Source organism: Oceanococcus sp. HetDA_MAG_MS8 (assembly GCA_019192445.1).
Taxonomy (GTDB): Bacteria; Pseudomonadota; Gammaproteobacteria; order Nevskiales; family Oceanococcaceae; genus MS8.
On sequence record JAHCMK010000002.1, the window covers coordinates 1 to 14,964 of the forward strand.

Genomic DNA, 14,964 nt, shown 5'->3' on the forward strand with positions numbered 1-14,964 from the left:
GTCACGACTTCAACTCAAGGCCTTGCTGGGGGAGTCCATATACGATTTGTTAGGCCACACCTTGCACTGCCTCCGGCCATTGTTCTCTTGCCGCCTCTAGCTCTGCGTACATTCCGTCGATTTCTTCGGTATGACCGCTATCGACGAACCGATGGAGCATCCCAGAAGTACGGATGAATACCGAATTTGTGAGATTTAGATGGTGCACTGTACTTTCGATGTCCATGCTTTCATACAGCACAACCTCGACACCATTTTCCGTGGTCCGGAGGTGACGCTCTTCAAGTGTGGCTATGTCGCTATGTGAGTGACCGCATAGGTATGCATACGCCGAGATGTATTCATCCCCACGGTTCGCCATCTCAAAACGCTCAACTATTTGCATTGGCCTGTGGCCTTCCTTTTTCAGTGCTTCGAGTTCGCCGTTTTTCTTTTTCAGAAACTCCCTCAGCGATTCTTTGCCCCCGGAAGCGGATAAGAACCCTTCAGCCTCGGTATTGTGCGCAACCTGCAATACTCGAGTCATCTTCGTGAGATATTCGGCACAAACCGACTTGAAATAGTTTTCGTCCCGAATAGAGTTACACAGGTCGATATCAGCTTCATACATCGACCGAAGAATCAGTGGCACAGCGACAAAACTGTCGTTCTTGGCCAGATGGATGATAGTCGGGCAAAGTTCAATGACCGAAGCGTAAAGACACATGCAATGGAGATGCTGTCCGCTGCTGCTGTCAAAGCCAACTTCCGGAAGAAGGTTTACGCACCTTCTGTAGTGACGTTCCAGCATTTCGAGCAAGTGGCTGCGGGTTTCCTCCCAGTTGTTCATGTGGGGCCTAACACCCAAGCTCAGCGGCACTTGCGAGCGGGCGAGGATTGGCGTAGCCAAACGCAGCATGCTCGCAAGTGTCCGACTGGAGCGACCTGTTAGGTTTCACTTTCAGCTCGCCCAATCTCCTGTGCCCCCCCAACCAGCACATGCCCTCAACGTGACCATACTCGATCATAACTTCGCTACCGGCCACGAACTTTTTCGACTTGGTCGCAGCTTAATGAATTGAGCACAGAAGACCGATAGAAAAAGAGGTTCGCCAAGTAAGTGAGAAACCCTCCGATGGCTATCACGGTTATAGAGTCGGGCGGATTGGTTTGCATGCAAGCAGCGGAGCCGCTTGAAATGTAAATGGCGAAGATCACATAGCATGGCCAGGCGTATTTGGGGCTTCGAACGAACTTCACCAGCAGACCATCGCTCACGACCCAGGCGATGCTAACGATGGCGGTGATGAGTAGGGCGTATAACGGCCATTCGAGTTCGGCACCTAACATCAAGGATGCGGGTATCGCAGTCACGAAAGCAGATCCAGCAGCTGCTGTGAATTCGTCAACTGTTTCGTCGCTAGATACCGCCCCCCCTTGTGACTAATGAACTGCGCGAAGCTGATAGACCACCTTCGGGCTTCTGCACAAGTAGCCCAGGAAATCCCCCGGGTCGGCGACTGGCAGGATTAGCGTACCGGGCGAGCAACTCATTTCCATAATGAAACCTAACACCCAATTCGACGCCATAAGTGGCCCGTAGTCTGGGGTGGATGGGGTGTAGCACGGCGCAAAAAGACGCTCGGGAGTGTCAAAGTGGCTACAACCCCTTGTTTTATCTCAGCTTGCGTTGCTGACGCTTGGCTAACGTCCAGCGAAAAAGGTTGCGCTAGGGTCTTTTGCATAGGCGTGCCCTCCCGGTCCGCCTTGGTTGTTTTTGTTCGTTATACGTGGGCATGGGTTTAGCTGCAACTGCGAGCTTGAGATGCCGGCGGAGAAATTAGTGGACCAGGTGCGTGCGGAGTGTCGTAAGCGACATTACAGTCGGCGCACCGAGCAGAGCTACGTGAGTTGGTTGGTACGCTATGTGCGTTTTCACGGTCTGCGGCATCCAGCGCAAATGGGGAAGGTTGAGGTAGAGGCCTTCTTAACGCACCTTGCTACGAAGCGGCGGGTGGCGGCCAGTACGCAGAATCAGGCCTTGTGTGCTTTGGTGTTTGCGTACCAATCGGTTCTTGGGCTAGACCTGCCCTGGCTGAGCGATGTCACACGAGCCAAGCGTCCGGCGCGGTTGCCGGTGGTGCTGTCACGCACGGAGGTGGCTGCGGTGTTGGCGTCTATGCACGGGGTGCATCGCCTTATGGCCGAGCTTCTGTACGGGGGTGGGTTGCGGTTGATGGAGTGCTTGCGCCTACGCGTGAAAGACATTCACTTTGAACGCGGTGAAATTACGGTACGCAGCGGCAAGGGTGATAAGGACCGCCGCACGATGTTGCCAAAAACTGCTTCTGCCGCGCTGAGAACACAGTTGGAGCAGGCCCGGGCCATTTGGCAGGGCGACCGTGCAGCGGGCATCCCTGGGGTTGCGCTGCCGGGAGCATTGAACCGCAAATATCCGCATGCGGGCCAAGAGTTTGGTTGGTTTTGGGTGTTTCCCGATAATCATCTGTCCTTGGACCCGGTGAGCGGGCTTCGCCGCCGCCATCACCACTATGAGAAGCGTTTGCAGCGGGCTGTGCGCGCTGCCGGCCGTTCCGCAGGATTAGATCAAGCAATCTCTCCGCATGTGCTGCGCCACTGCTTTGCTACCCACCTTTTGGAGGGTGGCTATGACATTCGCACGGTACAAGAGCTGCTCGGCCATTCTGACGTCAGCACAACCATGGTTTACACCCATGTGCTTAATCGTGGTGGCCGCGGAGTGATCAGCCCCCTAGATGGGCTTTGAGCCCATTGCAGATGCGAGCCCAACGATTTATTCAGCGCCTTTCTACCGCTGGCAACTCGGGCAGAAATAGCTGGCCCGCTGGCCCAGTACTTCGCGGCGGATGGGGGTGCTGCAGCGTTGGCAGGGTTTGTCGGCTTGTTCGTAGGCGGCAAGTTGCAGGCGGAACCAGCCGGGGCTGCCTTGGGGGTCGACGTAGTCGCGCAAGGTGGTGCCGCCGCGCTGGATGGATTCGGCCAGCACGGCGCGGATGGCGTCTACCAATGCAGTATAGCGCTTGAGCGAGACTCTTCCGGCCGGGCGGCGGGGGTGAATGCCGGCGGCAAACAAGGCTTCGGTGGCGTAGATGTTCCCCACGCCCACGACAATGGCCTGATCCATGATGAAGGGCTTCACCGGGCCTTTGCGGCCACGGGAACGCTGGTAGAGATAGGTGGCGGTGAACTCGGGTGAGAGCGGCTCCGGGCCCAGGCTGGCCAACAAAGGATGCGTGTCGCCCAGGGGTTGCCAGAGCACGCTGCCAAAGCGGCGGGGGTCGTGCAGGCGCAGCACGCGGCCATCGGCCAGTTCCCAGTCCACGTGGTCATGCTTGCGCAGAGGGGCATCTGGCTCCACCACGCGCAGCTGCCCGCTCATCCCGAGGTGCACCAGCATGCTGCCTAGAGGCTGGCCGCTACGGCTGCAATCCAGCAGCAGGTATTTGGCGCGGCGGCGCACGGCATCGATGCTGGCGCCTTGCAGCAGGGCCGGGAGGTCGTCGGGCACGGGCCAGCGCAGCGCGGCGTTACGCACGGTCATTGCGCGCAGCGTTTGGCCTTCTACCGCAGGCGCGATTCCGCGCCGGGTGGTTTCCACCTCGGGGAGTTCAGGCATGGTGCTGGGGTGTAGTTGGAGGCTCCGGTCGCAGCCCTGTTAGGCGGTGCCGCCGATGGTCAGGGCATCCACCTTGAGAGTGGGCTGGCCCACACCAACAGGTACGCTCTGGCCATCCTTGCCGCATACGCCAATGCCATCATCCAGGGCCAGGTCATTGCCCACCATGCTGATTTTCTCCAGCGTGCGCGGGCCGTTACCGATGAGGGTCATGCCCTTGAGCGGGCGGGTGATCCGGCCTTTTTCGATGCGGTAGGCCTCTGCGGCGGTGAACACGAAGTTGCCTGAGGTGATGTCTACCTGGCCGCCTTCGAAGTTCTTGGCGTAGATGCCGTCCTCCACGCTGGCAATGATTTCGTCGGGGTCGTGATCACCCGCTTCCATGAAGGTGTTGGTCATGCGCGGCATGGGCAGATGGGCGAAGCTTTCGCGCCGGCCATTGCCGGTAGCAGCCACGCCAGAGAGGCGGGCGTTGAGCTTATCCTGCATGTAGCCGCGCAGAATGCCTTTTTCGATAAGCACATTGCGCTGGCCCGGCGTGCCTTCGTCATCCACCGTGAGCGAGCCACGGCGATCCGGCAAAGAGCCGTCGTCCACCACGGTGACCAAGCTAGAGGCCACTTTTTCGCCCACTCGCCCAGCGTAGACACTGCTTTGCTTGCGGTTGAAGTCGCCTTCCAGGCCATGCCCCACCGCTTCGTGCAGCAGTACTCCCGGCCAGCCATTGCCCAGAACCACTGGGAAAGTGCCGGCTGGAGCCGGATCGGCTTCCAGGCGCAGCAGCGCCAGGCGCACGGCTTCGCGGGCCACTTCGGCCGGCTGCATGCGTTGCAGCAGCTGATCCAGGCCGTAGCGGCCGCCGCCACCGCTGTGGGCGCTTTCGCGCTGGCCATTGCGCTCCACCACCACGCTCACATTCAAGCGGGTCATGGGGCGGACGTCGGCGGCGAGGGTGCCATCGCTTTGGGCAATAAGCACATGCTGATGGCTAGCCGCCAGGCTCACATTCACCTGTACCACCGCCGGGTCGGCGGCGCGCGCGGCGGCATCGGCCTCGCGAAGGGCGGCAATTTTGAGAGTGTCTTCCAGGCTAGTAATGGGGTCGGCGGCGGTGTATAGCGCCGGCACCTCCCGCGCGGCCACCGGCATGGCCTGGCCAGACTGCCCGCTGCGCGCCAAAGCGACAGCGGTTCCAGCCGCCTGTTCCAAAGCCTGGGGGGTGAGTTCTTCGGTGTAGGCCAGGGCTGCGGTTTCGCCCACGATGCCGCGCAGACCCACGCCCTGCTCAATGGAGAAGCTACCGCTTTTCAAGATGCCGTCTTCCAGCATCCAGCCCTGACTGCGCTTGGATTCGAAGAACAAATCCGCCGCATCCAGGCCAGGGGCCAGGAGCTGATTCAGACTGCGCTCAATATCCGAGGTGGAGAGCCCACCGGGCTCGAGCAGATGTTGTTGGGCCAGGGAGAGTGCGTTCATATGCCTAGGATATATGCATTGGGGCGGCATTTCTGCCTACGAATGGGGGTGGCCAGGGGATGCGCGGAGCACCGCGATTTGCCGCTGTGTCTACCCGTGCAGACCAGGCTTCAGACCGTCGGCACACGTCGATGGTTCGCCACCGGAAACCGCTCTCTGAGCGCTTGCAGTTCCTGCAAGTCCAAGGCCGCAGTGACGACATCGGGCTGATGTCCCGCTTGGGCCAGAATGCGGCCCCAGGGGTCGATAATCATGCTGTGGCCCCAGGTTTGGCGGCCACTGGCGTGGGTGCCGCATTGGTTACTGGCCACCACATAGCATTGGGTTTCGATGGCCCTGGCCCGCAGCAGCACTTCCCAATGCGCTTGCCCGGTGGTGTAGGTAAACGCAGCGGGTACCGCAATCACCTGGGCGCCCAGGTCGCGCAGCGACCAATAATGTTCGGCGAAACGAAGGTCGTAGCACACCGATAAGCCCCATTGCGCGCCCGCACAGGCCACCACTTGTGCAGGGTTGTCCCCGGGTGCGATGGTGCGCGACTCTTGGTAGCGCTCGCCCTGCCCGGCATCAACATCGAAAAGATGGCGTTTATCGTAGTAGCCCAGCGGCCGGCCCTTTGCATCACTTACCCAGCAGCGGCTACGCACCCGAGGCGCTTCCTGGGGCAGGCGGCAGTACAAGCTGCCGGCAATCAAAGCCAGACCAGCCTGCGCGCCCAGCTGCAGCACGCGATCCCGCCATACATAGTCTGGGGGGACGTCGGCGCTGGCGTACTTGTCCTCCTCGGTACGCCCCATGCACAGCGCATTTTCCGGCAGCACAGCCACCTGGGCCCCCGCCTGTGCAGCCTCAGCCAAAGCCTGCTCCAAAGCCAGCAAGTTGGCTTCGGGATCAGGGCTGCCATTCCACTGCAGGCCCGCAACTGTCAGCTGTGTCATTGCACGGGCTCCACAGTGGGGTCGTCGAGTGGCCCTTGAATGCGATAAGCAATCTGCCCCACTTGATCCAAGGGCTTATCCAGTAGCTCCTGGGCTAACAACAAGAACAAGCCCATCGCCGGCCCACCCAGTACGGTGGCTGCGGCAGTAAAGCCATGAGAAATACCGGGCAGGATGGTCACCTGCTGGTCTTGCAGGCGCTGCACAAGGTCGACTTCGCCGCGGGCCATCATGCGCAGGGAGGGGCTGATGATGCGCAAGTCATCGGTGATGGCTTGGCCTTGGTTGAGGGCATAGCTGCCCTCCAGGGTGTCGAAGCCTAAGCCAGAGTCGGTGACGTCGGAAAAATCCAGCAAGAACCGGCGCGGCAAGGCCGTCACACTCAACAGCCCTAGTAAGCGGCCAGCACCGGGTTCCACGCTCACCAAACGGCCATCGCTGAGGTTGAATTGAAAATCACCGTCAACGCGCAGCGCGGCCAAGTCCGCCGGCGAAGCCCACGCCAAGGAGCCGTCCAAACGCATGCGCTGGGCGCGAATTCGCCCGGCATACCCCATGCCGCGTAGCCAGGGCATGGCGTTGTCGGTGTTCAGCGCGAACTGTAAGGTGTTCTTGGCAGCTTCCCACTGCGTACCCTGGGCGCGCGAAGGGTCGATTACACGCCCCGACAAACGCAGAGTGGGAGCAGCATCTGCACCCACCCGCAAGGTATCTACCCGGTAGCCCCAGGGCTCACTCACCACGCCCATCGTGAGCGGGCCTAGGTCTTCTCCATCTAGCCGAAAACGCGCTATGCGTAGGTCCATGGTGGGCAGTTCAGCGGGCAGCTCCAGCTGTAGAGGTGTGGCGTCGCCGCTGCTCAGGGCCGTGCCCAAATTCCAGTCCACTTGCTCAAACTGCCCAGCCATGACCAAGTCTTGGTCTTGTTTGGGCGTCACCAACATTTGTCCGCGCAAGGTGTCACCGCGCAGGTTCACCAGCCAGTTTGCACCGGAGCGCAACACCTGCAAGTCGGTTTGTGGCCAGCTCTGACCGGCCAACTCCAAGGCGCCAAGGCGCAGGCTCAAGCCGCCAAACTGATCCGTCGTTGAGGCCTCGTCATCCGTGGCCGCGGCTTGCAGCTCGGGCAAGAAGTCCAACCAGGGCTGCAAAGGGAGCTGCCCCAGCTCGCCATCCACCCACACCCCAGCCGCCGGCGAAGCAGCGACTTGATCGGTGCCAAAGCGTATGGCCAAGCGGGCCTCTGGCCGGCCCAAGTGCAAGCCATGCAAGGCCAATAAATCGCCATAGGCCAGCTCCAGGCGATGTTCCTCTGGCTTCAGGCTGAGCTCCACCCGTCGCGCGCTCTCAGCAGTCTTACCCAGCGGCGGGGGAAGCTCCACCGCAACCCCTTTGAGGTCGGAGCGCAAGCTGATGTTGGTATTCGCCGCCCCACCAAACTGTCCTTCAACCACCCATTCGCTTGCACCCTGTAAACGTGCCGGCAGCCAATCCGGCAAGGGCCACTGCGCAGGAATATCCGCTGTTTGGGCGCGAGTGGTAGCCCGTAGCCGGGTGCGACCCGCACTGCGGCTGAGCCGGGCTTGAATGGGCCAGCCCAGCATCTGCGCCTGCATATTCGTGGCTTCCAAGCCTTCGGGGCTGATATTGAGGGCCCCGCGAATGTTGCGAATGGGTGTGGGCCAATCCCGTAGCTGCAGCTGGGCGTTGTCAACGTCCACCTGTGCCGACCAGCGCCCCCGTCCTTGTTTACGCAGATCCACCACCAGGTCCAGCTCGCCCTGCATGGGGCCAGACAGGGACATACTCCGGCGCAGGCCTTGGATTTCGTCGGCCACGGGGCTATCGCCCAAAAGCTGCATTACCCGACCCGCATCGCCGCGAACGCCGGCATTGATTTGCAGCAAGCCCGCGGGTTTAGGGGCCACTTGGGCCTGCACATTATTGATCTGCAGCTCCCGTAGCCGGCCTTGAGGCACAGACACCTGGACGGATTTATCGCGGATTTGCACTTGCGCCTGCTCGGCTTGGAGCAGGTCCCAGCCTGGGGCAAATTGCAGGCTCACCGCATCAAGCTCTAGATCAACCTCGGTGCGTTGCAGCTTGGCCGCCACGCCATTGAGGTGCACCCGACCTTCGCGCAGCTCACCGCCTTGGGCAGCCTCATTCAGCCAGTTCTGCAAGCTTTGTGGCCAAATTAATGGGATGAGATTACGCGCGACCCGCACATCCGGACAAAGAAAGCGCAGGTCCACCTGCCAGCGTCCACTGGCCTCTTGGCTCAAGCGCCCTACCCCGTCGATGGCACTGACGGAATAGGCCAAGTCCGGCACATCCCATTGCAAGCCTTGGTCGCTCCAGGACCATTGCATGGTGCCGGCCAGACTTTCCATTTCGGTCATCGCGCTGAGCACGGCCGGCCACTCCAGCTGCAGGTCGCGGGAATTGATGCTGATGCGCCCGCGTTGACCAGAGCTGCTCACCTCACCATCCACGCCCTCAATGGCCCATTGGTCTCCCCAGCGCACACCCAACCGGGATAGTTGGGCCACTAATGCCGGACGCGGGGTGCCCATGGTCCAATCCAAGCGCACATCGCTCAGCGCTCCTTGGAGCTCCTGTAACGGAGCTTGCTCAGGCAACCACGCCGCCACCATAGGGAAGAGATCATCCAGCTGTATCCAGCCCGCCTGCAAACGCAGCCGCGGGCGGTCGCCCAGCAGGTATTCCACCCATAATGCCTGGGTAGGCCAAGCTCGGGTACCTGTTTCTACCGACCAGGCCTCGCTTTCGACCCGCAGCCGATCGGTCCCTAGGCTGCCGCGCAAGGGCCCTTGTATGCGTAAATCCAGCGGTCCTTCCGCAACGCTGCTCAAGGCAGCCCGCAGCTGGCCCTGAAAAGGCCAACTGCTGCGGCCATTCTCCCACTCCCGGTCCGCACGTCCCTGCAGCAGGTGGATTTCGCCACTAGGAATAGGTGCCAACCGAGGATCTAAAGATTTCACAGCGTCGAGTTGAATATCCCGCAGCTCCCACTCCAGCATTTGCGGCTGCGCGTCGGCAAAGCGGCTGCTGAGCTCCATGCGTCCGCCCTGTGCATCGTGTAAGTGCAGCAGAGCGCGGCGTGGACCAAAGCCACCTGCCAGGCGAGCTTCATCAATGGTCCATACGGCGATGGCGGGGCCATCCTCTGCCGCCTGCAGCCGCAAGTTGGAGTCGCGAATACGCAGCTGGGAGAACTCATCCAGGGCCTGCAGCATGTCGTCCAAACTCGGTGGGGTATCTCCGCCACCGGGCAAACCCAGCACGCGCCACTGGCCAGTGTCATTACACAAAATGAGTTCGGCACCGGTAACAGTGAGGCGGCGGGGACGAATTTTGCCCTGCACCAGTTCCCAGGGATGAAAGCCGATGGTCAGCCCTTGCACCTGAACCGGGTCATTATTCGCGGCTTGAAGGCGTACCCCGCGCAGGGCCAAAGCCGGGCCAAAGCCCTCCCAACCCAGGCGCAGGTCGGCAATGTCCACCTGCGCGTCCAGCTCTTGCTCCAAAGCGGCCACCAAGCTTTGGCGATACTCGGGTGCCAAATGCATCGCCAGACGGAAGCCGCCCGCGGCCAGCCCGGCCACAATGGCCAGACTCAGCCCCAACCACAACAAGCCGCGCAGTTGTGTCATGACTTCCGCCCTGCGGCGCTGTGCTGCCACCAGGCCGGGCGGAAGCCTTGCCTACATGGGCACCACATCAAAGGATTCCGGCATGTATTGCGACTCTGCCTGCAGGCGGATGGGCGTGTGCAGAAATTCTTGCATTTCGGCCAACGCGCCGGCCTGCTCTTCGCGCAAGCGTTCAATCACATCTGGGCTGGCTAACACTCGATACTCTTGGCTGTCGAACTGCCGCGCGGTGCGTCGCAACTCGCGAAAGATTTCGTACATCACGGTGTCCGGAGTTTTCACCGTTCCGCGGTGGTTACAGACCCGGCAGGGCTCGCAGAGAATGCGTTCCAAGCTTTCGCGCGTGCGCTTGCGGGTCATTTCCACCAGCCCCAGCGGAGAAATGGGCGAAATGCTGGTTTTGGCGCGATCCCGCGCCACGGCCCGCTCCAAGGCATGCAGCACCTGTTGGCGGTGCCCCTCTTCGGCCATATCGATAAAGTCGATAATGATAATGCCGCCGAGGTTGCGTAACCGAAGCTGGTGCGCAATGGCATGCGCTGCTTCCAGGTTAGTCTTGAAGATGGTTTCTTCAAGGTTGCGGTAGCCCAAGTAACCGCCTGTGTTCACATCCACGGTGGTCATGGACTCGGTCTGATCGAACACCAAGTGCCCGCCCGATTTGAGCGATACGCGGCGTTCTAGGGCACGCTGCAACTCATCTTCCACTCCATACAGGTCGAAAATGGGGGTGTCGGCGTCGTACAGATCCAGACGCGGTGCAACCCAGGGCACATAATCCCGCGCAAAGGCTTCGCATTGAGCAAAGGCGCGCTCATCGTCAATACGAATGCGCTCTATGCCGCGCTCGACGAGGTCGCGCACCACCCGCGTGACCAGCGGCAGGTCGGAGTGGATCAGCGTTCCCGGCATACCGCTGGAGGCCTTACGCCGGATCTCGCTCCAGCAACGCTGCAAGTAGGCCATGTCGGTGGCCAAGTCTTCGGCCTGGGCCTTCTCCCCTGCGGTGCGCACAATAAAGCCGCCCGGCGCCTCACTCTCTTCAGCCAGCGCGCCTACCGCCTCGCGTAAGCGCTCGCGCTCTTCCTCATCTTCAATACGCGCCGAAATACCCACATGCGAGGAATAAGGCAAATGCACCAGATAGCGAGAGGGAATGGTGATTTGACCGGTGAGCCTGGCGCCCTTGCTGCCCAGTGGCTCTTTGATGACCTGTACCAAGATGGCATCGCCATTGCGCAGCACCGCGCTGATATCGGAGTCACCTTCATCATTCCGAGCCAGATCTGCCACATGCAAAAACGCGGTCCGCTCCAGGCCAATATTCACAAACGCGGCCTGCATGCCGGGCACCACGCGTTCAACCCGGCCCTTGTAAATGTTGCCCAGGATGCTACCGCGGTGGCCACGCTGAATATGCAGGTCTTGCAATACACCTTGCTCTACCGCGGCCACTCGGGTCTCGTAAGGCGTGACATTGACCAGTATTTCGTTACTCATAACTGCCAGGCCTCAATCCCGCATCGCTTAGTAGCTGCTCTGTTTGACACAAAGGCAGCCCCATGATTCCGGTGTAGCTGCCCTGCATTTCCAACACAAAGCGCCCGGCCTGCCCCTGAATGCCATAAGCCCCCGCTTTGTCCATGGGCTCACCGGAGGCCACATAGGCCGCAATTTCAGCATGGCGCAGTGGGCGGAACTGCACCCAGGAGCTTTGCAGCTGCACTTGGTGCTTGCCGTCGATGGCCAAGGCTATGGCCGTGTGCACCTGGTGCCGAGTCGCCGACAGCTCTCGCAGCATGTGCTCGGCATGGGTAGCATCACGTGGTTTTCCCAGTATTTGCCCGGCATTAACCACAATGGTGTCTGCCGCCAGCACAGCAGCCTGCGGCTGTTGCGCGGCCACAGCCTGCGCCTTGGTTAAGGCCAGACGCTGGACATGGGCTTCGGGCTGCTCTTCCGGCCAAACCGACTCGTCAATATCGGCAGCCTGCACCACAAAGCGATAACCCAGGCTCAGCAGTAGCTCTCGCCGCCGAGGCGAAGCCGACGCAAGAATAAAGGTGCGCTGCGCTGTGTTAGCCATTGTGTGTTGCCAAAGCGATTCCGGCCTATGCGCCGGACACTATCGTTATTAATCCCGATGATACGGGTGCTGAGCCAAAATCGCGCTGGCCCGGTACAACTGCTCCAACAGCACCACCCGCGCCAAAGCATGCGGAAAAGTGAGTTTGGATAAGGCTAGCAGCCCCGCAGCCCCGTCACGCAGGGCTTGATCATGGCCATCCGGCCCACCAATCACCAAATTCAACTGACTGTACTGTTCGTCCCAGCGCTGCACTTGTTCGGCAAAACGGCGGCTGGGCCAGTGCTGGCCGCGCTCATCAAGTAAAACATAGGGCTCTGCTTGAAGCAGCTTGCGCACTTTATCGGAGTCGGCGACTTTGAGCTTCTGGGCCGAGCTGCGCTCACGACCCGCCGTGGGCTTGATCCATTGAAGCTGGGTCTTCCAATGTTTGGGCAGCCGTTGCAGAAAGTCGGCCCCGGCGTCGTCCGCCCAACGCGGCCCCGGCGTAGCTACGACAATGATGCGTAGCTTCACCCCTCTTCGGCAGTGGGCTCGTCACCCGTCCAAAGCTTCTCTAGCTGGTAGAAGGCCCGGGTTTGAGCCTGCATGATGTGCACCACCACCCCGCCCAAATCCACCAGCACCCATTCGCCTTCATCCAGCCCTTCAACGCCCTTAGGCTGATGGCCGGCGTGCTTGGCTTTCAAAACCAAGTTATCGGCCAGCGACTTCACATGCCGACTGGAGGTGCCGGTGCAAATCAGCATCCAGTCGGTGAGTGGCGTGAGTGGACGCACATCAATTTTGCGGGTGTCTCGGGCCTTGAGCTCTTCCAAAGCCTCCTGAGCCAAGTTGAGCTCTGGAACATCACTGCCGTTGGCAGCTGTGTTGTCAGTCACGAATGTGTCCTTGTCCAAAGACCACCCACTTCTGACTGGTCAGGCCTTCCAGCCCCACGGGACCGCGAGCGTGGAATTTGTCGGTGCTAATGCCAATTTCGGCGCCCAGGCCATATTCGAAGCCATCGGCAAAGCGCGTACTGGCGTTGATCATCACCGAGCTGGCATCAACCTCGCGCAAAAAGCGCATAGCATCGGTGTGCGATTCGGTCACGATGGCCTCGGTATGCCCACTGCCATATTCGCGGATGTGATCCGCAGCCGCGTCAAAGTTGGGAACGGCGCGAATGGACAAGATTGGCGCCAAATATTCCGTGGCCCAATCCTCATCGGTGGCTGCCTGGATGCTGGCATCAACGGCGCGCACCTTCTCACAGCCACGCAGCTCTACGTCCTTCTCGCGCAGCTGGGCGGCAATTGCGGGCAACAGCTCGGCCAAGCGGGACTCGGCAATGAGCAGTGTTTCCATGGTGTTGCAGGTGCCAAAGCGGTGCGTCTTGGCATTGACGGCAATGGCGGTCGCCATCTGCGCATCGGCGGCATCGTGCAAATACACATGGCAAATGCCATCCAGGTGTTTGATGACCGGCACCCGCGCGGCATCGCGAACTGCAGCAACCAGACCCTTGCCACCACGCGGAACCACGACATCTACAGCCTCGGTCATGCCCACCAGAATCGGCACCGCCGCACGATCGGCGAAGTCCAGCACCTGCACGGCGTCTTCAGGCAATCCAGCCGCATCTAGTGCACGCTCGATACACCGAGCGATAGCTTGGTTGGATTGCAGCGCTTCGCGGCCGCCACGCAAGATGCTGGCATTACCCGATTTCAAGCACAGAGCCGCAGCGTCGGCGGTGACGTTAGGCCGCGACTCATAAATGATGGCCACCACACCCAAAGGCACCCGCATTTTCCCCACTTGAATGCCGGAGGGGCGGACCTGGGCGTCGCTGATGGCGCCAACCGGGTCTGGAAGAGCGGCGATTTGCTCTACCCCTTGGGCCATGCTTTCGATGCGCTCTGGCGTTAACTCCAAACGATCCAGCAAAGCCGCGTCCAGCCCATTCTCGCGGCCGGCCTGCATATCGGCCGCATTCGCCTCCAGTAGCGCGGCCTGCTGCTCGCGCAAAATACTGGCCAGCCCCAGTAGGGCTTGGTTCTTTTGGGCGGTGGTAGCGCGCGCGGTGGAAACCGAGGCATTGCGGGCCTTGGCACCGATGTCGCGAATGGTCTGCTCGAGGTTGGTAGTGTTAGTAGTCAAAATGTTGCGAGAGTCTCATCTAAAGCAAATGGCAGTTTGGCGGTAGTGGTACCACCGGCAAACACATGGACGAAGTTTAACAAGTCCTCCCAATACTCCTCCTCCGGCCGCGATTTGGCGAGCTGATCTAAACCCACCATCGCGCGGTGTAGCCGCCCCAAAACCGCCGGTTTCAGGCGACGCCGCGCCTGGTTGAACAGTGGTGCCCGCGTGCGCCATACACCAGCTGCCTGCGGGCTGCTGCCCTTGGCCAACTTGAGTAGGCTGCGCAGGTCGCGCGCCAGAGCAAAGTTCAGCAAAGGCGCAGCGGCTCCCTCGGCGCGTAGCCGTAGAGCGATCCGCCGGGCACGCACGAGGTCACCCTCCAAACAGGCATCCGGCAAGGCAAAGACGGCGAAACGCGCGGCGTCAGCGACGCTCTGCTCCAGGGTATCTTTGTCTATGCTGCCCTCTAAGCCCAGCATTTCCAGTTTTTGCAAATCCTGCGCCGCAGCCATCAAGGCGCCTTCGGTGCGGTCTGTCATCCACTCCACGGCATCCGCCGTGAGCTCCAGGCCCTGCGCCCGGGCGCGTTGCTCCAGCCAAGCCGGGATAGCCGCCCGCTCTAAGGAGTCGCCGCGCAGGAATAGGCCCTGATCTTGGATGGTTTTCATCCATGCCGTTGCCCTGGGCATACGCTCGCAATGCGCGACCAAGAGCAAACAAATATCTGCGGGCGGATCCTTCAGCCAACGGCTGATAAATTTGCCTCCGGTCTGGCCTACCTTAGCCTCCGGCAGATCGACCTCAAGAATTTTGCGCGAGGCGAATAATGAGCCTGCCTGCGACTCTGCATAAAGCGCATCTTCATCCAGGCTGTCGAAGCGCAGGCGCTCTTCAAAGCCCTGGCCGCGCAAATGCGCGCGCATCTGATCTGCGGACTCACTCACGAACAGCGGCTCGTCGCCTATCACTAGGCACACCGCCGGCGCGGTCGCCGGAAGGCGGCGTGGTAAATCGGGTGGC

General features: G+C 60.7%; 12 protein-coding genes. 1 reads left to right on the top strand and 11 read right to left on the bottom strand.

The window, feature by feature from the left end; all coding sequences use genetic code 11:
• Window positions 1–49: 49 nt before the first annotated feature.
• Entirely contained in the window at window positions 50–898 is an 849-nt protein-coding gene (locus tag KI787_02910) for a hypothetical protein (protein MBV6628881.1), read from the bottom strand.
• A 906-nt stretch (window positions 899–1,804) separates the two neighbouring features.
• Between KI787_02910 and KI787_02915 the strand changes: the two genes are divergently transcribed.
• Window positions 1,805–2,767, top strand: coding sequence for an integron integrase (locus KI787_02915; protein ID MBV6628882.1), 963 nt, complete (start codon window positions 1,805–1,807; stop codon window positions 2,765–2,767).
• Between the two features lie 42 nt (window positions 2,768–2,809).
• On the opposite strand, the gene mutM is transcribed toward KI787_02915, so the two are convergent.
• From mutM to holA, 10 genes are all read right to left on the bottom strand, one after another.
• Window positions 2,810–3,637, bottom strand: coding sequence for a bifunctional DNA-formamidopyrimidine glycosylase/DNA-(apurinic or apyrimidinic site) lyase (gene mutM, locus KI787_02920; protein ID MBV6628883.1), 828 nt, complete (start codon window positions 3,635–3,637; stop codon window positions 2,810–2,812).
• A gap of 39 nt (window positions 3,638–3,676) precedes the next feature.
• Complete coding sequence (tldD, locus tag KI787_02925; GenBank protein ID MBV6628884.1) at window positions 3,677–5,113, bottom strand: metalloprotease TldD; 1,437 nt, start codon at window positions 5,111–5,113, stop codon at window positions 3,677–3,679.
• A gap of 110 nt (window positions 5,114–5,223) precedes the next feature.
• On the bottom strand, window positions 5,224–6,051 hold the full coding sequence (locus tag KI787_02930) for a carbon-nitrogen hydrolase family protein (protein MBV6628885.1): 828 nt from the start codon (window positions 6,049–6,051) through the stop codon (window positions 5,224–5,226).
• A complete protein-coding gene (locus KI787_02935) occupies window positions 6,048–9,728 on the bottom strand; it encodes a hypothetical protein (protein ID MBV6628886.1) in 3,681 nt (1,226 codons plus the stop codon). The genes KI787_02930 and KI787_02935 overlap by 4 nt, the downstream gene beginning before the upstream one ends.
• 51 nt (window positions 9,729–9,779) lie before the next feature.
• Window positions 9,780–11,228 carry a ribonuclease G gene (gene rng / locus KI787_02940; GenBank protein ID MBV6628887.1) on the bottom strand — a complete coding sequence of 483 codons (1,449 nt, stop codon included), beginning with the start codon at window positions 11,226–11,228 and terminating at the stop codon, window positions 9,780–9,782.
• Window positions 11,221–11,814, bottom strand: coding sequence for a septum formation inhibitor Maf (gene maf / locus KI787_02945; protein ID MBV6628888.1), 594 nt, complete (start codon window positions 11,812–11,814; stop codon window positions 11,221–11,223). The genes rng and maf overlap by 8 nt, the downstream gene beginning before the upstream one ends.
• A 48-nt stretch (window positions 11,815–11,862) precedes the next feature.
• Window positions 11,863–12,330, bottom strand: coding sequence for a 23S rRNA (pseudouridine(1915)-N(3))-methyltransferase RlmH (rlmH, locus tag KI787_02950; GenBank protein MBV6628889.1), 468 nt, complete (start codon window positions 12,328–12,330; stop codon window positions 11,863–11,865).
• Complete coding sequence (gene rsfS / locus KI787_02955; GenBank protein MBV6628890.1) at window positions 12,327–12,647, bottom strand: ribosome silencing factor; 321 nt, start codon at window positions 12,645–12,647, stop codon at window positions 12,327–12,329. Before rsfS ends, rlmH begins: the two co-directional genes overlap by 4 nt.
• Window positions 12,648–12,687: 40 nt before the next feature.
• Window positions 12,688–13,962: a glutamate-5-semialdehyde dehydrogenase gene (locus tag KI787_02960; GenBank protein ID MBV6628891.1), complete on the bottom strand. Its 1,275-nt coding sequence runs from the start codon at window positions 13,960–13,962 to the stop codon at window positions 12,688–12,690.
• Window positions 13,956–14,888 (bottom strand): DNA polymerase III subunit delta, encoded by a 933-nt coding sequence (gene holA, locus KI787_02965; protein ID MBV6628892.1) that lies wholly within the window; start codon window positions 14,886–14,888, stop codon window positions 13,956–13,958. The genes KI787_02960 and holA overlap by 7 nt, the downstream gene beginning before the upstream one ends.
• Window positions 14,889–14,964: the final 76 nt, after the last annotated feature.

Bases quoted from the DNA above. Each gene is read 5' to 3' on its own strand.
- KI787_02910 (MBV6628881.1), bottom strand. From the start codon at position 898: ATGCTGCGTTTGGCTACGCCAATCCTCGCCCGCTCGCAAGTGCCGCTG.
- KI787_02915 (MBV6628882.1), top strand. From the start codon at position 1,805: ATGCCGGCGGAGAAATTAGTGGACCAGGTGCGTGCGGAGTGTCGTAAG.
- mutM (MBV6628883.1), bottom strand. From the start codon at position 3,637: ATGCCTGAACTCCCCGAGGTGGAAACCACCCGGCGCGGAATCGCGCCT.
- tldD (MBV6628884.1), bottom strand. From the start codon at position 5,113: ATGAACGCACTCTCCCTGGCCCAACAACATCTGCTCGAGCCCGGTGGG.
- KI787_02930 (MBV6628885.1), bottom strand. From the start codon at position 6,051: ATGACACAGCTGACAGTTGCGGGCCTGCAGTGGAATGGCAGCCCTGAT.
- KI787_02935 (MBV6628886.1), bottom strand. From the start codon at position 9,728: ATGACACAACTGCGCGGCTTGTTGTGGTTGGGGCTGAGTCTGGCCATT.
- rng (MBV6628887.1), bottom strand. From the start codon at position 11,228: ATGAGTAACGAAATACTGGTCAATGTCACGCCTTACGAGACCCGAGTG.
- maf (MBV6628888.1), bottom strand. From the start codon at position 11,814: ATGGCTAACACAGCGCAGCGCACCTTTATTCTTGCGTCGGCTTCGCCT.